Here is a 15,331-nt window from a genome sequence, read left to right on the forward strand (position 1 = left end):
CCTGTTGACCCAACTGACCCAGTTGATCCTGTTGATCCAGTTGATCCAGTTGACCCAACTGACCCAACTGACCCTGAAGGTCCAGCTAACCCAGGTAACCCAAGCAATCCAAGTAACCCAAATACAGCAGATGCAGCTACGGCATCATCTGTTACAAGTAACTTCTTTGCTGCTGACGGATTATCTGTAGATGTAAATAAACAGATAATTAAAACAGCTGGTGATATTCGTTATGTTGTTCAAGATACATTAGCAAAAGCAAGTTTACACGGTGTAACAGATGGTGACTTCGTAGTTAATATACCTGCTACAAGTGCATCAAGTGAAGTTGAATATGCTGTTATATACAATACAGTAACTGCTAACGATGCGAGTGATTTAGGTAACTTAGTTAGCGGTAATGGCGCAGGTGCATCAACTTACTTATCAGGTACAATTATAAGCTTAGATTCACTACCAGCACAGGCAGGACCTTTTAGTGTCTTTGATTGTTCAACGGGTACAGACGGCTTCATTAACGAATGTTTTATGGAAAATAGTATAGATAGCACTATTACAGTTCTAGATACTGATACAACATTAGTTAAATTTAACGTTAGCTATAACTACAACAATGGTGTTAACGACGATGCGAAAGTATTAACTGGTTTAACATTTAAAGGTCAAGTTGCAACAGCTGATGCACTAGTTACATTTGGTGTTAACCCAACAACAAGTGAATATGCAAATGCATCAATTGCTTCTTATAACCCTAACGCAGCGCTTAATAACCTTGCTTTAACAATGGCTGATGCTGAAGTGAAGTTTGATCTTCCACAAGTAGCTGTTTATACAGGCGAAATGAATAAGAAGCTAAGTGGTTCAGCGGAAATGACTTTCCAATATAGCGGTGACTATAAGTCTTTTGCTAGTGCAAACGTACTGAAACAAGGTAATGTTACAATTAACCCTGACTTTATCTCTGGTACTTCTGTTTCAGACTACCAAATTGATGGCGAAGTTATCATTTACAAAGAAGGTAACAAGAAGAAAATCAGTAAAACAGCTAATGTTCGTCGCGCAAGTGAAAACTATGTGATGACATTGAAAAACCTTGCTGCAGACGTAAGTGATGAACTTACACAACCTGTATGGTGTGGTAGCTGGACTGGTGATATTTATGTAAACAATACTGACGTTGCTGACTTAATGAACACAACAAGTACTTGTAATTCATATGTATCAACTGGCGACTTCATCTTCAACATTAATGGTACTCCGATTGCTCCTGCAAACGTAGAAAAATTAATGGAAGGTTTAAGTGCATACTTTGACCAAGCTGATTTAGTAGCACAACCTTAATATTGTCATAATATTATCGTAAACTAAAACAAGGTCGCTTTTAAAGCGGCCTTTTTAGGTATAATGGTCTTGGAAATTGAATATACTCAATTTCATGCAATATCAACTGTAATCATTCTAAATAAAGTAGTAATAATCGTGAGAAAAAAAACAGTTAAAACAAGCATTATTGCTCTTACCCTATCTAACGTAACGTTAGCCTCGCTGCCAGTGAATGCCGAAAGTTATACATTGTTTGCTAATGGTTATAGTGATAACTATACGCCTTCAGTACCTGTTGTTGACTTTTTTGGCTCATGGAAGGGCGCAAAAGAATATAACGAAGGCAGCAAAGCAATTGCTAATAACTTCTTTCAAATAGGCGTTCAATACGAAGCATTGTCGTTTGCTATCTTTTATCGTTACGATTACTACTTAACCATGCACCCTGATGTAGCAGAATACCGATACACTTTTCATAACGATCGTGACAACCTTCAAGATCGTGACTACATATATGACTTTAAAGAACAAAGATTAACCACACAAGGCATGCGTGTTGGTTATAACTATCAATACAATAATAAATTAACCGTCACTAGCTACTTAAATGTATTGTACTCGTCTAAATTTCAAGATAGAGACATACAAAACGGCTATATTAACGGTAAAACTAGCTTAGGTGATGCTGACGCAGACTATCATTTTTCTGAAGACACACTTTACGGTTTTTTAACGGTAGATGATACTCCACAAGGCTATGGCGCAAGTTTAGACTTTGATATTAGTTACCAAGTTAATAGCACTACCAAAGTAGACTTAAACGTAAAAGATGCTTTTCATTTTGTTACCTGGGACGAATCACCTTACGCCCAAGGTAATTTTCAAGTTGACGACTTCTATTACGACGACCAAGACGTATTACAACAAAATCCATTAACCAATTTATATACACACGAAGGTTCAGAGCAACACTCTTTCACTCAACACTTGCCAGTACGTATTGATCTTGGTGTAGAAAAAATCATCGCTGAAAAGTTTGATTTATCAGTACAGTACCAATACAACGAAGTGATGGATTCAGTGAGTGTAAAAGGTGGCTACTCCCCTTTTGCTGATAGCAATGTTGCTATAAGTTATAACTTTCAAAGAAGCGCGTTAGGCTTACACAGCAAATATCGAACTTTCTATTTAGATATAATGTTCGACGATGTTGATTTTGGTTATGCTAATAGTCTCAGTCTTTTTCTTGGTTTTGAAGTGAGTTTATAACACATGAAAATTTTCATCGCTTTATTTACAGTAATTATTTTATCAAACCTAACGGCGTGTAATTCATCATCAACAGATAACGCCAGCACAGCCGATAATTTACCAGTAACAGAGGCACAAGCAAACCCGTCAAACACGGCAGAATTAACCTTATCAATAATGCCTAATTACTTGATAAGTGATGAAGAAGTCTTTGTTTATGATCTAACAGACAATAATGCGTTAGTTAAACAAACACGTGTATACCCCGACGAACAAGGGCTAACCACCGCCACATTAGCACTTGAACAAAACCACATTTATAAAATAGTGTTTAACCCAAACAATAACCGAAGCGCAATTCGTTGTTCGCTCCCTAACGGTTGTATTGAAACACTCTTTAGCAACAATGAATATGAATCCATTGCCTTTGGCCAACCAATCAATACGCGACTGCAATTAGCCGCAATTGTTGAATTAACGGGTGATCAAGCATTAACGGTCGATGTTACTACAGACCTTGTTGCACAACTTGTACAATCAAACTATGTTGACGAAGTAAACTCAAATACCCTAAAACAAACACAATCGGTATTAGCCAATACCTTAGGTTTTTTAGGATATAACCAAGCAGATCAACAATCAGACAAAAGCAGTTGGAATTATTGGAATATGCAAGCATTTAATGCTGCATTACTGTTTGAGAATAGGCTTATATATAACAATGTAAACGATCATCTAGGCAGCATTTTTAGACGCTTATATTTCACTTTAATCGATGAAGAAAATTTAATTGATGAATTCAATCAGTTTTATATAGCTGATGCAGATTTATTTTTACAAGATATCATTTTAAATAATAGCAACGATAACTGTTTAACGAATACCAATACCTTAGCCGAAGCATTACTCGCAGCGCAAACAAGCACAGCAACCAACTGTGTAGTAGTCACTGAAGAAGAGCAATACCAGATCTCAAGGTTACGCGCTTATCTTTTATCAAAAAATATTTACCCAGAAAAAGGTTACTTACCCTCACCTTATGTTCAAGAAACCGACCTAGTTAAAAGCAAATCATTTTTAAATGATTTTCGCAGCATTTTATATACCTTTGAAAACAATGACGATGCTTACGATCAAGTCAACACCACATTAAGCGATGGCTATGAACTCATTGATGGCTTTACCAATACAATATTAGTAGATGTTTTTCCGTTATTTAATGATGTACTCGATACAGTACCGTTAAACTCTAATGACGGCTCTTACCAATTGAATGACCTTAATATTGTTTATCAAGACAGTGAATTAGAATGGGTACTAACAGGGCAATACCAAGACCTAATACTTGATTTAACCATACGAATGAACACCATTCAGCTAAACGCCACCGAAGGTAATTTGTTTACCATTGCCGCGAATGGCACCATAACGTCAAACGAACTACATTCAACGCTAACCGATGCTGAATTTGAAATAAAACTAGACCCTGCTGATGATATTTTCTCAGGAACACCTGACGGCAGCGGCTTTATTGCTATCAACGCACAAAATATGGCAATAACGAAACAGACGCAAGAGTTTACAGGGGCGATGACGGCACGAATTGAGCTGCACTTGGTTGAAAATATAGGTGTTATTGAAACGCTTGAATCGGCTTCTATTTTTGGAACGCTTTTTGATGACGACACTGAACATCAACTATCAGTAAGTATGGTTCATCCAAATGTAAATCAAGAAACCAGTGAAAACCTAATTCCAAACGGCATGACCGCGACAGTAACCTACTCTGCTGCTATTTTAGGGTTAGGCGAGCCATTATTAACGGTATATATGGATCTAGACAATGCCCAAGAAGGATTATCAATAGATAACATTGATATGGCAGCCTATTTTGAAGGCCGACTCGCCCATTTTACCTTTGCTGGCAGAACCAATAACTTCACCTATCAAGGCCAAAACCAAGACGGTGTTGAATGGTTCATAACACTTGCAAGCAAAGAAACACAAGGATATGTGTCATTAGCGTCAAATGAATACGGTACACCACGCGTACTAAAAGATTTAGTTGGTATAATGTTTAATGACGGTAACTTTATTTCAATATTTTAATCCCGTTTAAGGAAATAAATTGACACCAACAAAAGTAATAAATATTAACTCTGATCAACAAGTGAATGGTATTGATGAAGAACGCTTGCGCCAGTCTATTGGTAAAAGTAAACAATCAATTATCGATCAGAGTGAACATATTAAAAAAATGGCTGATTATGTTGATGATGGATTAGCCAAGGCATTAAAAATAATTTTTTCCTGTAAAGGAAAACTGATTATTTTAGGCATGGGCAAGTCTGGTCACATAGGCCGAAAAATTGCCGCAACAATGGCTTCAACGGGTACACCTTCATTTTTTGTTCACCCGGCAGAAGCGTTCCATGGTGATTTAGGCATGATACAGCCGGAAGATACCGTCATTTTAATTTCAAACAGTGGTGAAACTGACGAAATACTAAAATTAATCCCGTCATTCAAAAATTTTGGCAACAAGATAATTGCCCTAACAGGCAACTCGACCAGCACGTTAGCAAAAAATTCAGATGCCATCTTGAATGTAAAAGTTGAACGCGAAATCTGCCCTAATAACTTAGCACCAACCTCTTCCACAACCGCCACCTTAGTGATGGGAGATGCATTAGCTGTGGGGTTAATTGATCTTAAAGATTTTCAACCACACCACTTCGCCCTTTATCATCCTGGCGGTAGCCTTGGCAAAAGGCTACTAACAAAAGTAAGCGATGTAATGCACACGAAAGGTTTACCTTTTGTGAACGAAGCAAATACCATGCATGAAGTTATTTTAACCATGACTCAATCAACGTTAGGTGTGGCGATAGTACTTAAAAATGACGAATTAGCTGGTGTTATAACAGATGGTGACTTAAGAAGAGCCTTAGCACAAGATATTGATATTAATACCCGCACAGCGGCAGATATGATGACCATTGTACCCATCACTATTTCACAAGATGAAATGTTAGCCAGTGCAGAAGAATTAATGCGAATAAACCATATAAAACATGTACTTGTCACTACCAGTAAAAATGAAAATTGCGTTGTTGGTGTATTGGAATACTTTCAGGCATGATAAAAGTACAAAAAAGAACAGCATTGCAAATTATGAGCGCCACTGTTCACGCACTGTTAATGCGAGAACTGAAAACCCGTTTTGGTGCAAACCGTTTAGGTTATTTTTGGGCTATTGCCGAGCCAGTAGCACAAGCATCGGTAATGGCACTAATATTCACCTTACTCGGACGAACTAGCGTATCTGGTATTCCTATTGCGTTATTTCTTTTTACCGGCATTTTACCGTTTAAATTTTTTAGTAAGCTAATACCTCAAATTGGCGCAGCCGTGAATGCCAACAAGGCGTTATTTACTTATCGACAAGTAACCGCCATCGATCCAATAATTACCCGAGTGTTAATTGAAACCGTTACCTTTATTGTTGTTTATGTATTAATACTTGGCACCATGGCTTGGCTAGGGTTTGAAGTATTGCCCGATGATTTATTAGCGCTCTTGGCTGCCTGTTTTATATTATTGACCATGGCTGTCGGTATTGGCTTACTGCTATGTTGCGCCATTACTTATTGGCCTGATGCTACCAAACTATTTGCCATGATTATGTCACCGATGTTTTTTATCTCCGGCATTTTATATTGCGCCACCATGATCCCTGAACAATATTGGTATTTATTTAGCTGGAACCCTATTTTTCATTTAATTGAACTAAGCCGAGATGCGTTTTTTGTTTCTTATACAACCCCTATTGGCGATTGGTACTTTGTTAGCTTCGTTGCCTTAACGAGCATTGCACTTGGCCTAATGGCGTTTAGAATTAACCGTCAACGATTTATTAATTAAAATGAAATTTCTTATATTAGACTTTCTTATCATAGGTTTTACGAGCTCATGATACATTTTGACAATGTCAGTAAATATTATGCAACAAAACAAGGACGGCATTACGTTCTGAAAAATGTTAACTTAGCATTACCAACTGATCGTAATATTGCGGTACTAGGCCCGAACGGTGTTGGTAAATCAACATTAATAAGAATGCTAGGTGGTGCCGATTTTCCCAGTAAAGGGGAGATAACATCAGAGCAAAAAATATCTTGGCCATTAGGTTTGCAAGGTGGCTTACAAGGCACGATGAGTGCTCGTGAAAATGTCCGTTTTGTTGCTCGCATACACGGTTATAAAAATACCAAACCAATCGAGCAATTAGTAGCAGACTTTGCTGAAATTGGTAAGTTTTTTAATGAGCCGGTAAAAACCTACTCTAGTGGCATGAAAGCCCGGGTGGCTTTTGGCTTAACCATGGCTTTTGATTTTGACTTTGACGTATTACTAATTGATGAGCTGGGCGCAGTGGGTGATGCTAATTTTCGCCATAAAAGTGAGGCGCTATTAAAAGAAAAATATGAAAAAACTAAGCTTATTATGGTGAGTCACTCTATGGGTGAGCTACGTAAAAACTGCCAAGCGGGGTTAGTTATTATTAACCAAAACCTAAAATATCATGCAGATATTGAGTCTGCAATAAAAGAATATAATGAACACTATGTCACAACCAATTAAACCATCAGACAAACAACAAGTTAATAAAAATAGTAAGCAGGAACTGGGCTCTGTTGCACGTAAAGCACGCAAGCTTAAGCGTGAGCCATTACAATTTATTGCTGACTCTAAAGCTTATATCAAAGCAAAGAAAACCGCCTACTACACCGCAGCAAAGCTCGGCTCGTTTATTATTGTAGTTGCTGCAGTAATCGCCATTATCGCTTACTACACCCTAATAGCGTCACCGCGTTATGTTAGCGAAAGTCAATTTGTAGTAAAAGAAATTGGCTCAAACGACATTCCACTGGCGGGTTTAATGTCTATTGCCAGTAGCTCACCAGGTGTGCGTGACGCTTTAATTTTGCAAAAATATATTCAGTCACGCTCGATGGCAGTCGCCCTTGAAGAAAGTGTCGGTTTAAAACAGCATTATCAAGCCACTGACTGGGACTGGTTTAGTCGGCTTACCGGCAATGGCAGTGTTGAGCAGTATCACGCCTATTATCAAGATCATATTCTGGTCCATTACGATGAAATGTCAGAAGTACTGATGGTTGAAGTACAAACCTTTGATGCTGAATTTTCGTTAACAGTGGCCAATGAAATTATCGCACTAAGTGAAACCTTAATTAACCAGCTTGGGCAAAAAATGGTAACTCAGCAATTAGATTATGCCCAGCAAGATGTTAACCGCGCTTATAACGAGCTAAAAAAATATCAAAATGAACTGATTAACTTTCAAGATAAATTCAAACTATACAGCCCTGAAGAACAAGGCAGTGCCATAGTATCAGCAATGAACGCCCTTGAAGGAAAAATAATAGAAGAAGAAACTAAACTTAAATCGTTATCGTCTTTTATGCGTGCCGATTCTGCCGATATAAAAGCCATAAATAGAAATATAGACGCATTAAAGACACAATTAGCGCAAGAAAAAAACCGTTTAACTAATCAAGAACAGCAATCGTTAAATAAAATAAATTTAGATTATCAAGAAATTAAGTTAAATAGCCAGCTAGCCGCAGACCTTTATAAATCGACCTTAGCAAGCTTAGAGCTGATTCGTAGTGATGCTTTTAGAACGCTAAAACATTTACTGGTAATAGAGCAGCCCATTTTAGCGCAAGAAAATAAATACCCACGTCGTTTATACAGTATTTTTACCTGGTTTATCGCCATGCTTCTAGTCTATGGCGTATTAAAAATGGTAGTGGCCGTTATTAAGGAACACAAAGAGTGAAAAATTTGTTTATAAAAAGCATCGCCAGCGCGCTAATGCTAGTGCTAACCAGTAATATTGCTTCCGCTGCAGTAACCATCACCAAAGATGAAAGCAATGAGGTTAAGCAAGCAATATCACTGACTAGTGATAACAGTAATGAAAATAACAATAACAAAAGCGAAAATGCTAACCACAATAGTAACAGTAACAACGCTAACCAAGCTTATGGCCAATGGTTATTTACCGGTGGCTTTAAAGAAAATTCATTTGTTGGCAGTAACCCAAATTATAAAATCACCCAAGGTGATAGTTTGCTTGTGCAATTATGGGGTGGCATCGATTATCAAGCAGAAGTAAAAGTTGACCCTCAAGGTAATATCTTTATTCCTAAAGTTGGCCCAATTAAAGTATTAGGGGTTAGTAACGCAGAAATTAATAACGTGGTATTAAAAGGCATAAAGCGCGTTTATAAATCAAATGTTGAAGCTTATGTTAATTTAATGTCTAGCCAAACAGTAAAGGTGTTCTTATCAGGGTTAGTAAATAAACCTGGCTTATATGAAGGACAAAGTGCTGATAGCATTTTACGTTTTATTGATCTTGCTGGTGGTATAAAAGCTGAACTTGGCAGTATGCGCCATATTGAAGTAAAGCGAAATAACCAAACAAAATATACCATCGACTTATACGACTTTATTCAACATGGCACTATGCCCGCTATTCAATTACAAGAAGGTGACGTAATTTTTGTTGCTGCTAAACATGGCGACGTCACCATTGAAGGCGATGTTGGTTTTAGTGGCACATACCAGCTAAAAGAAGATACCGCTAAATTAAGTAATATCTTAAATGCGGTTATTACCAAGAAAAAAGCCACCCATATTACGGTGATTGCACCAGAAAATAGTGATGGTGAAAATGAATTATCAGTACAACAATATGCCATGGGTGAGGCGTTGACCAATAACACCATTGAAGTCAAAGCCGGCTCACTTATTAAAGTATCTTCACAGCTACGCGCCAAAAAAATTAGTGTTGAACTCATTGGCGAGCATAACTCTCAATTTGAAATTGTATTACCTTGGGGAGCAAGCTTAGCGGACTTATTGGCTGATGTTGAATATACCAAGCTCTCTAATAAAGACGCTATTCAGTTATTTAGAGCCTCAGTAGCAACACGCCAAAAAGATATGCTACTCGCCTCTTTATCAGCATTAGAACAAAGTGTATTAACCGCGCGTTCACAAACCAATGAAGCCGCACAATTACGCTCAGCTGAAGCAAGCACTATATTACAGTGGATTGAAAAGGCAAAATTGGTAGAGCCTAAAGGGCAAGTATTATTATCCGACGGCTACAATGCTTCGCAAATTATTTTACAACAAGGTGACCGCATTGTGGTACCAACGAAACGTAACTTAGTCATGATCCATGGCGAAGTGCTCTTCCCTACTGCTATCGCTTACAACAACCAGATGAATATTAATGAGTATATCGCTAAGGCAGGCGGTGCTACTGATGATGTAGATAATATGAATATATTAATCATGAAGCCCAATGGCGACTTTGTTGATGTAAACGAACACTTAAACAGTAAAAAACAGATTAACCCTGGGGATGAAATATTTGTGTTAGCGAAACCTGATGCTAAATCATTCCAGTTAACCAAAGATATAACACAAGTAATGTATCAAATAGCAGTAAGTGCAGCTGTGATATTAGCATTGTAATTACAGCCCCATCATTGTTATTTTAATAAAACTTAACGTAAACCCAATTAAAACGATGTTCAGTCGGTATAACGGGTGTATTGACTAAACAATCTATAGTTAATATAGCCACATAAAATCTAAGGAGACAAAATGATATTAATAGTTGGAGCAGGGATTACTGGTTTAACATGTGCAGCATGTTTAACTGGTGAAGTTGTTGTGGTTGAAGCTCAGGAAGCAGTAGGTGGTTACTGTAGAACAACTAAGAGAAATGGTTTTGTCTGGGATAGAGCAGGACATTTTTTTCATTTTCAGAACCCTGATATTAAAAAATTTTTCCAAAAAGAAATTCCTGAAGATAGATTTGTAAAGGTCAAGAAGAAATCTGCAATACATATGGAAGATATTGGTAGTATAGATTTCCCTTTCCAAAAAAATATTCATCAATTACCTAAAGATCTTTATGTTAATTGTCTTCTTGATTTGTACAAAGCTGAAAAAAATAATAGTGAATATAGTTCATTCAAAGAGTTCGCTTATGCCACAGCAGGAAAAAGCATTGCTGAGTTGTTTTTAATCCCTTATAACGAAAAACTATACGCTTGTGATTTAGATGAATTAGACAAAGATGCTATGGGTCGATTTTTTCCTAAAGCATCTTTTGAAGACGTGCTATTAAATGCCGATCAGAAAGATAATGACTCTTATAATGCTGATTTTTCATATCCACGTGAAGGAGCAGAAGAATTTGTTAATGTGTTACATAATTATGCAAACAAAAGTGCAGATATTCGTTTAAATACGACGATTGAGTCTATTGATATCGAGAAGAAAGAAGCACGATTAAGTGATGGTACTTGCGTAAAATATACAGCTCTCATAAACACATCTCCATTTAATAAGTTTTGTGAATTAGCGTCTATAGATAGTACTAAAGCAAAATTAAGTGCAAACAAGGTAGCGGTTTTCAATCTAGGCTTTGATAAAAAGAGCCAACACGATATGCATTGGGTCTATTTTCCTGGGGATGAAATTTTTTATCGAGTTGGCAGTTACCATAATATTCATTCAACTGACCGAGCAAGTCTTTATGTAGAAATAGGCTTGAAATCAGGAGACATAATAGATGAAAAAAGTATGTTAGCTAATGTATTAAAAGATCTTGAACGAACCAAACTAATTAATACCGATATGAATTTAATAGATTATGAGTTTATTGTTATGGATCCTGCTTATGTACATATAAATTCACAAGGTGAACAGTTTAAAGAAGAACAAAAAAAATCTCTAGAAAAACACAATGTATACACAGCTGGTCGCTATGGTAATTGGACCTACTGTAGTATTGAAGACAATATGGTAGAAGCTCGAGATTTATCAAAAGCTATCGCATTAAAACTTCAAAACTGTGCCAATGATGAAAATCATTTTGTCAATATATTCGAATAGTAGAAATGTATGTTTAACAATTTAACCAATCAACCTAAACTTTCGGTCATACTCCCTTGCTATAATGTTGAGCAATATATTAAAGAAGCATTAGATAGTGTGTTAGCACAGACATTATCTGATATTGAAATAATTCCTGTCGATGACGGTTCGCCTGACAATTGTGGCGAAATAATAAAGCAATATAGCGAAAAATATAAAAATATAAAACCTATTTTCAAAAAAAACGGGGGCTATGGCTCGGCAGTAAATGCTGGTTTATCAGTAGCTACAGGTGAATATATAGCTATTTTAGAGCCTGATGACTATATTATGGAAGATTACTATAATATTTTATATCTTGAAGCTATTTCTGATGGATTAGATGTCTGTGGTGTAAACTCTTATTGTGAAATTAGGGATGGTGCCCATCCAAAGTTAATTCAATCTCATTGGGTAGATAATCCAGATTACTTATCATTTGAAGGCGTTAATGACTATTTTGCTTCTGGTAATGTAGGTATAACTCTAAAGATTTATAAAAGGTCATTTATTATTGAAAAGAATATAGCCTTACATGAAGACTTGAGGTCGTATCATGATGTCCCTTTTGTTGCTGAAGTTTTATCTAAATCGGAAAAGACTCGAATTATTATTGGCACAGGGTATTATTACCGTAAAGATGTTATTACCTCTACAACAAAGTCGAAGACTAATTTCATATCAATTGTTGAAGCAGTAGACAAAGTTAAAGACTTACTAAGTAATCCATTGTTACGAAATAAACGACGTGCTGCACTTGCGGGTTATTGTCTAAGACATTTAATACACTATTTCAAATTAGCTAATTCCCGTATTCACTCAAAAGCTACTGCAGAATATATTAAATCAAATATTATTGATATTCTTCAAGAAAATAAAGAAATATACATTCATACTGCCTCTAAGAATGTAATTAATAATATTAGTCCTAATTATAATAATCTAAAATTATTGAAGGCTAACGTAATAAAGTTTAATCAAAGCCCATTATTTACTATAGATACATACACGCAGGTTAAGTCTCTTTATTCTAATCTCAGTCAATTATACTTTTTTTCGTATTACGCTTATGCATTAGGTAAAGATGAATATCTGAAAGAGTTTAGAGAGCGTATAGCTGCTATAATTAATTATATTCCTGACTTGGTCAGTATGCCAATCACCCACTTTATCGAAAAGTATATTTCTGACGCTACTTACGATTTTCCAAAAAATTATAACCAAAGATGGTATATATCTTTTACATTATATTTATTTAAACACGTGAATAAAGACCGAATTTCACTGGCCTTTGATTCAATAAACGAAGCTAGAACAGATACAACTATTGCACGTTTTTTTCCTGAACTTACAAATAAATTTCCATGTGAATACTCATATTTAAGTGAGTCATTCAGAAAAACTCAAGTTATTCGCCAATCAGTTATTCATAAGCACGAAGAGTTCTTGGCATATATAAAAGGTAAGTCAATTGCTATTGTAGGAAATTCCCCATCTGAGCTGGGTAAAGGGCATGGTAAAGAAATTGATAGTTACGATGTGGTGATACGATTTAATAATTATTCAACTGAAGCTAAGTATGCAGATGATTATGGAAGAAAAGTGAATGTGTGGGCTATAACTCCTGGTATTGAATCTCTAAACTATCAAGAAGCATTCTACGAATATGATTTTGTGATGTCTCCAAAACTAGGGCTACAGCTTCATGAAGAACGATTATCTATTATTTATAATTATATTATTGCCGGTGGTAATTATTTTCAAATTGATACCATTGATTGTCGTCGATACTCTGACTTAATTATACCTAGTGTGGGGTTATACGTACTCCACTTTTTAATGAAGAATAAAGCGAGTATAGGAAATGTAGGGGTTTATGGCTTTTCACCAAAAACTGCAACGAAAGACAATAGGCATTATTTTACAGGTGATCCAGTTCCAACTAGTAAAGTTCGTTTTCATGATTGGGATAGAGAAGAGCTTTGTATAAATCATTTGAAAAATACTTTTAAAGAACATAACAGGAAATTTTAATATTATGCATTATATACATTGCCACCAAGGCATCGATATGAATAAAGGCGGAACAGTTGGCTATTTATCTAGTTTGCTTGATGGAATGGAGCGACTAGGTACATTTAAGAGTGCTGATGGCCTCCGCCATGCTTTTTTATTTCCTGATATTGGGCCTGATGATCGTTTACCTAACGATTTAATTGAACATTTAAAGTTTAACACACCATTTACTTCGGCTTATGAAGATACTCACCACAAGAAATTCTTTGATAAAAGTGAGTGGTTTCATTCTTCAATACCATTATCTGAAGCACTTAAAGTTAACTTAAGAAAAATCACGTCTGTTCATATTCATGGAGCTTATAACTTCTTACCTGTTTATAATTTTCTTAGGCTTTGCGGTATTGAAAATGATGTTGTGAAAATATTAACAACACATAATCCATGGAAACCAGAATTAGAAGATATTTTCCATTTTAATAAAGCTAAAACCCCTGAGCAATTACAGCGAGATCTGCCACAAGAAGCAGCTTATCGTCACTATCTCCAAATGAGAGACGAATTCGCTTTTAAAATGGCCGATGTCTTATTTTTTCCATCAGAACATAGTATGGATGGCTACCATGAAAGTTGGCCTGAATTTACAGAAATAGTAAAAGATAAACCAGTATATTTTGCTACTACAGGAACTGAAGCTAAAGAAGTTAATGTACCTAGAAATGCAATGCGAAAGTCCTTAGGAATTCCAGATGATGCAAGAGTATTCTTATATTTAGGACGCTTTATCCCTATGCGTGGCTTTGATTTATACACTGAAGTTGCTAACAAAATTTTAAAAACGCATAAAAATGCTTACTTTCTTGCTGTAGGTGAAACACGTAAAACCCCTGCAATTAATCACGAACGTTGGATTGAAGTGGGACATACTTCAAGCCCTGGTGATTTTATTAACATGGCTGATGCATGTGTGATGGCTAATCGTGGTTCATATTTTGACTTATCAATGGTTGAGGCTTTGGCGCAAGGTATTCATTTAATTGCAGCAAAAGTTGGTGGCTATAAGTACCTTGAAGGAAAAACTAGTGGTGTAACATTCTTTGAACGTGAATCGATGGAAGGGTTATTCCAGGCTTGTGAAGCATTTTGCCAAATGAGCAATAAAGATATTAATCAAGGTAAACAAGATAACTTAGCACTTTATACTAAAGAAATGACTCCTGAGAAATTTGCGCAAGGCTATCAAGCGACCATCGATAAAATGTATACTGACTTAGGAATTAAGTCTAAAGATCGAGATATTGTCCGTTCCAGTCAATTTTTTTCTCAACCATCAAATAGCAAACCGAATGCAGCTCCCTCTGCTCCTCTGGTTAAACAAACGATCTCAGATAAAGTGGCAAGTAAAAACCTGAACCAGTATAAAACAAAAGAGCATCAAGCGATGAGTTTGTTTAAACAAGGTCAATATCAAGATTCAATTGATTTATTTTATAAAGCAATTAACGAAAAACCTAAGAACGCAAGGTTAAAAAGACTATTAGCCGAAGTCCTACTTTCGGCAGGGCGACGTAGTGAAGCAATAAAGCAACTAGAAATAGCAAGAGAATTATTACCTAATAACAAAAATCTTCGTAAAAGATTTTATACAATGCGTTATGGTAAATTATTATTCGGACTAGCTGATAAACCATTCCAATAAACCCTATAGGAT

General features: G+C 36.1%; 10 protein-coding genes and 1 pseudogene. All 11 read left to right on the plus strand.

Annotated elements, in window-relative coordinates; all coding sequences use genetic code 11:
• A pseudogene (locus KO509_RS18055) lies at positions 1 to 1,341 on the plus strand (hypothetical protein); the annotation flags it as partial.
• A gap of 138 nt (positions 1,342 to 1,479) precedes the next feature.
• Positions 1,480 to 2,592, plus strand: coding sequence for a hypothetical protein (locus KO509_RS10200; protein WP_215973174.1), 1,113 nt, complete (start codon positions 1,480 to 1,482; stop codon positions 2,590 to 2,592).
• Between the two features lie 3 nt (positions 2,593 to 2,595).
• Positions 2,596 to 4,683 carry a hypothetical protein gene (locus KO509_RS10205; RefSeq protein ID WP_215973175.1) on the plus strand — a complete coding sequence of 696 codons (2,088 nt, stop codon included), beginning with the start codon at positions 2,596 to 2,598 and terminating at the stop codon, positions 4,681 to 4,683.
• A 19-nt stretch (positions 4,684 to 4,702) separates the two neighbouring features.
• Positions 4,703 to 5,716, plus strand: a complete 1,014-nt coding sequence (locus tag KO509_RS10210; protein WP_252727492.1) for a KpsF/GutQ family sugar-phosphate isomerase — start codon at positions 4,703 to 4,705, stop codon at positions 5,714 to 5,716.
• Positions 5,713 to 6,498 carry an ABC transporter permease gene (locus KO509_RS10215; RefSeq protein ID WP_215973176.1) on the plus strand — a complete coding sequence of 262 codons (786 nt, stop codon included), beginning with the start codon at positions 5,713 to 5,715 and terminating at the stop codon, positions 6,496 to 6,498. The genes KO509_RS10210 and KO509_RS10215 overlap by 4 nt, the downstream gene beginning before the upstream one ends.
• A 48-nt stretch (positions 6,499 to 6,546) precedes the next feature.
• Positions 6,547 to 7,218 (plus strand): ABC transporter ATP-binding protein, encoded by a 672-nt coding sequence (locus tag KO509_RS10220; RefSeq protein ID WP_215973177.1) that lies wholly within the window; start codon positions 6,547 to 6,549, stop codon positions 7,216 to 7,218.
• Positions 7,193 to 8,440: a lipopolysaccharide biosynthesis protein gene (locus tag KO509_RS10225; RefSeq protein ID WP_252727494.1), complete on the plus strand. Its 1,248-nt coding sequence runs from the start codon at positions 7,193 to 7,195 to the stop codon at positions 8,438 to 8,440. Before KO509_RS10220 ends, KO509_RS10225 begins: the two co-directional genes overlap by 26 nt.
• Complete coding sequence (locus KO509_RS10230) at positions 8,437 to 10,152, plus strand: polysaccharide biosynthesis/export family protein (protein ID WP_303495615.1); 1,716 nt, start codon at positions 8,437 to 8,439, stop codon at positions 10,150 to 10,152. Before KO509_RS10225 ends, KO509_RS10230 begins: the two co-directional genes overlap by 4 nt.
• A 132-nt stretch (positions 10,153 to 10,284) precedes the next feature.
• A complete protein-coding gene (locus KO509_RS10235) occupies positions 10,285 to 11,583 on the plus strand; it encodes an FAD-dependent oxidoreductase (RefSeq protein WP_215973178.1) in 1,299 nt (432 codons plus the stop codon).
• 9 nt (positions 11,584 to 11,592) lie between these two features.
• Positions 11,593 to 13,638, plus strand: coding sequence for a glycosyltransferase family 29 protein (locus KO509_RS10240; RefSeq protein ID WP_215973179.1), 2,046 nt, complete (start codon positions 11,593 to 11,595; stop codon positions 13,636 to 13,638).
• A 4-nt stretch (positions 13,639 to 13,642) separates the two neighbouring features.
• Complete coding sequence (locus tag KO509_RS10245; RefSeq protein WP_215973180.1) at positions 13,643 to 15,319, plus strand: glycosyltransferase; 1,677 nt, start codon at positions 13,643 to 13,645, stop codon at positions 15,317 to 15,319.
• Positions 15,320 to 15,331: the final 12 nt, after the last annotated feature.

Source organism: Colwellia sp. C2M11, assembly GCF_018860915.1.
Taxonomy (GTDB): Bacteria; Pseudomonadota; Gammaproteobacteria; order Enterobacterales; family Alteromonadaceae; genus Colwellia.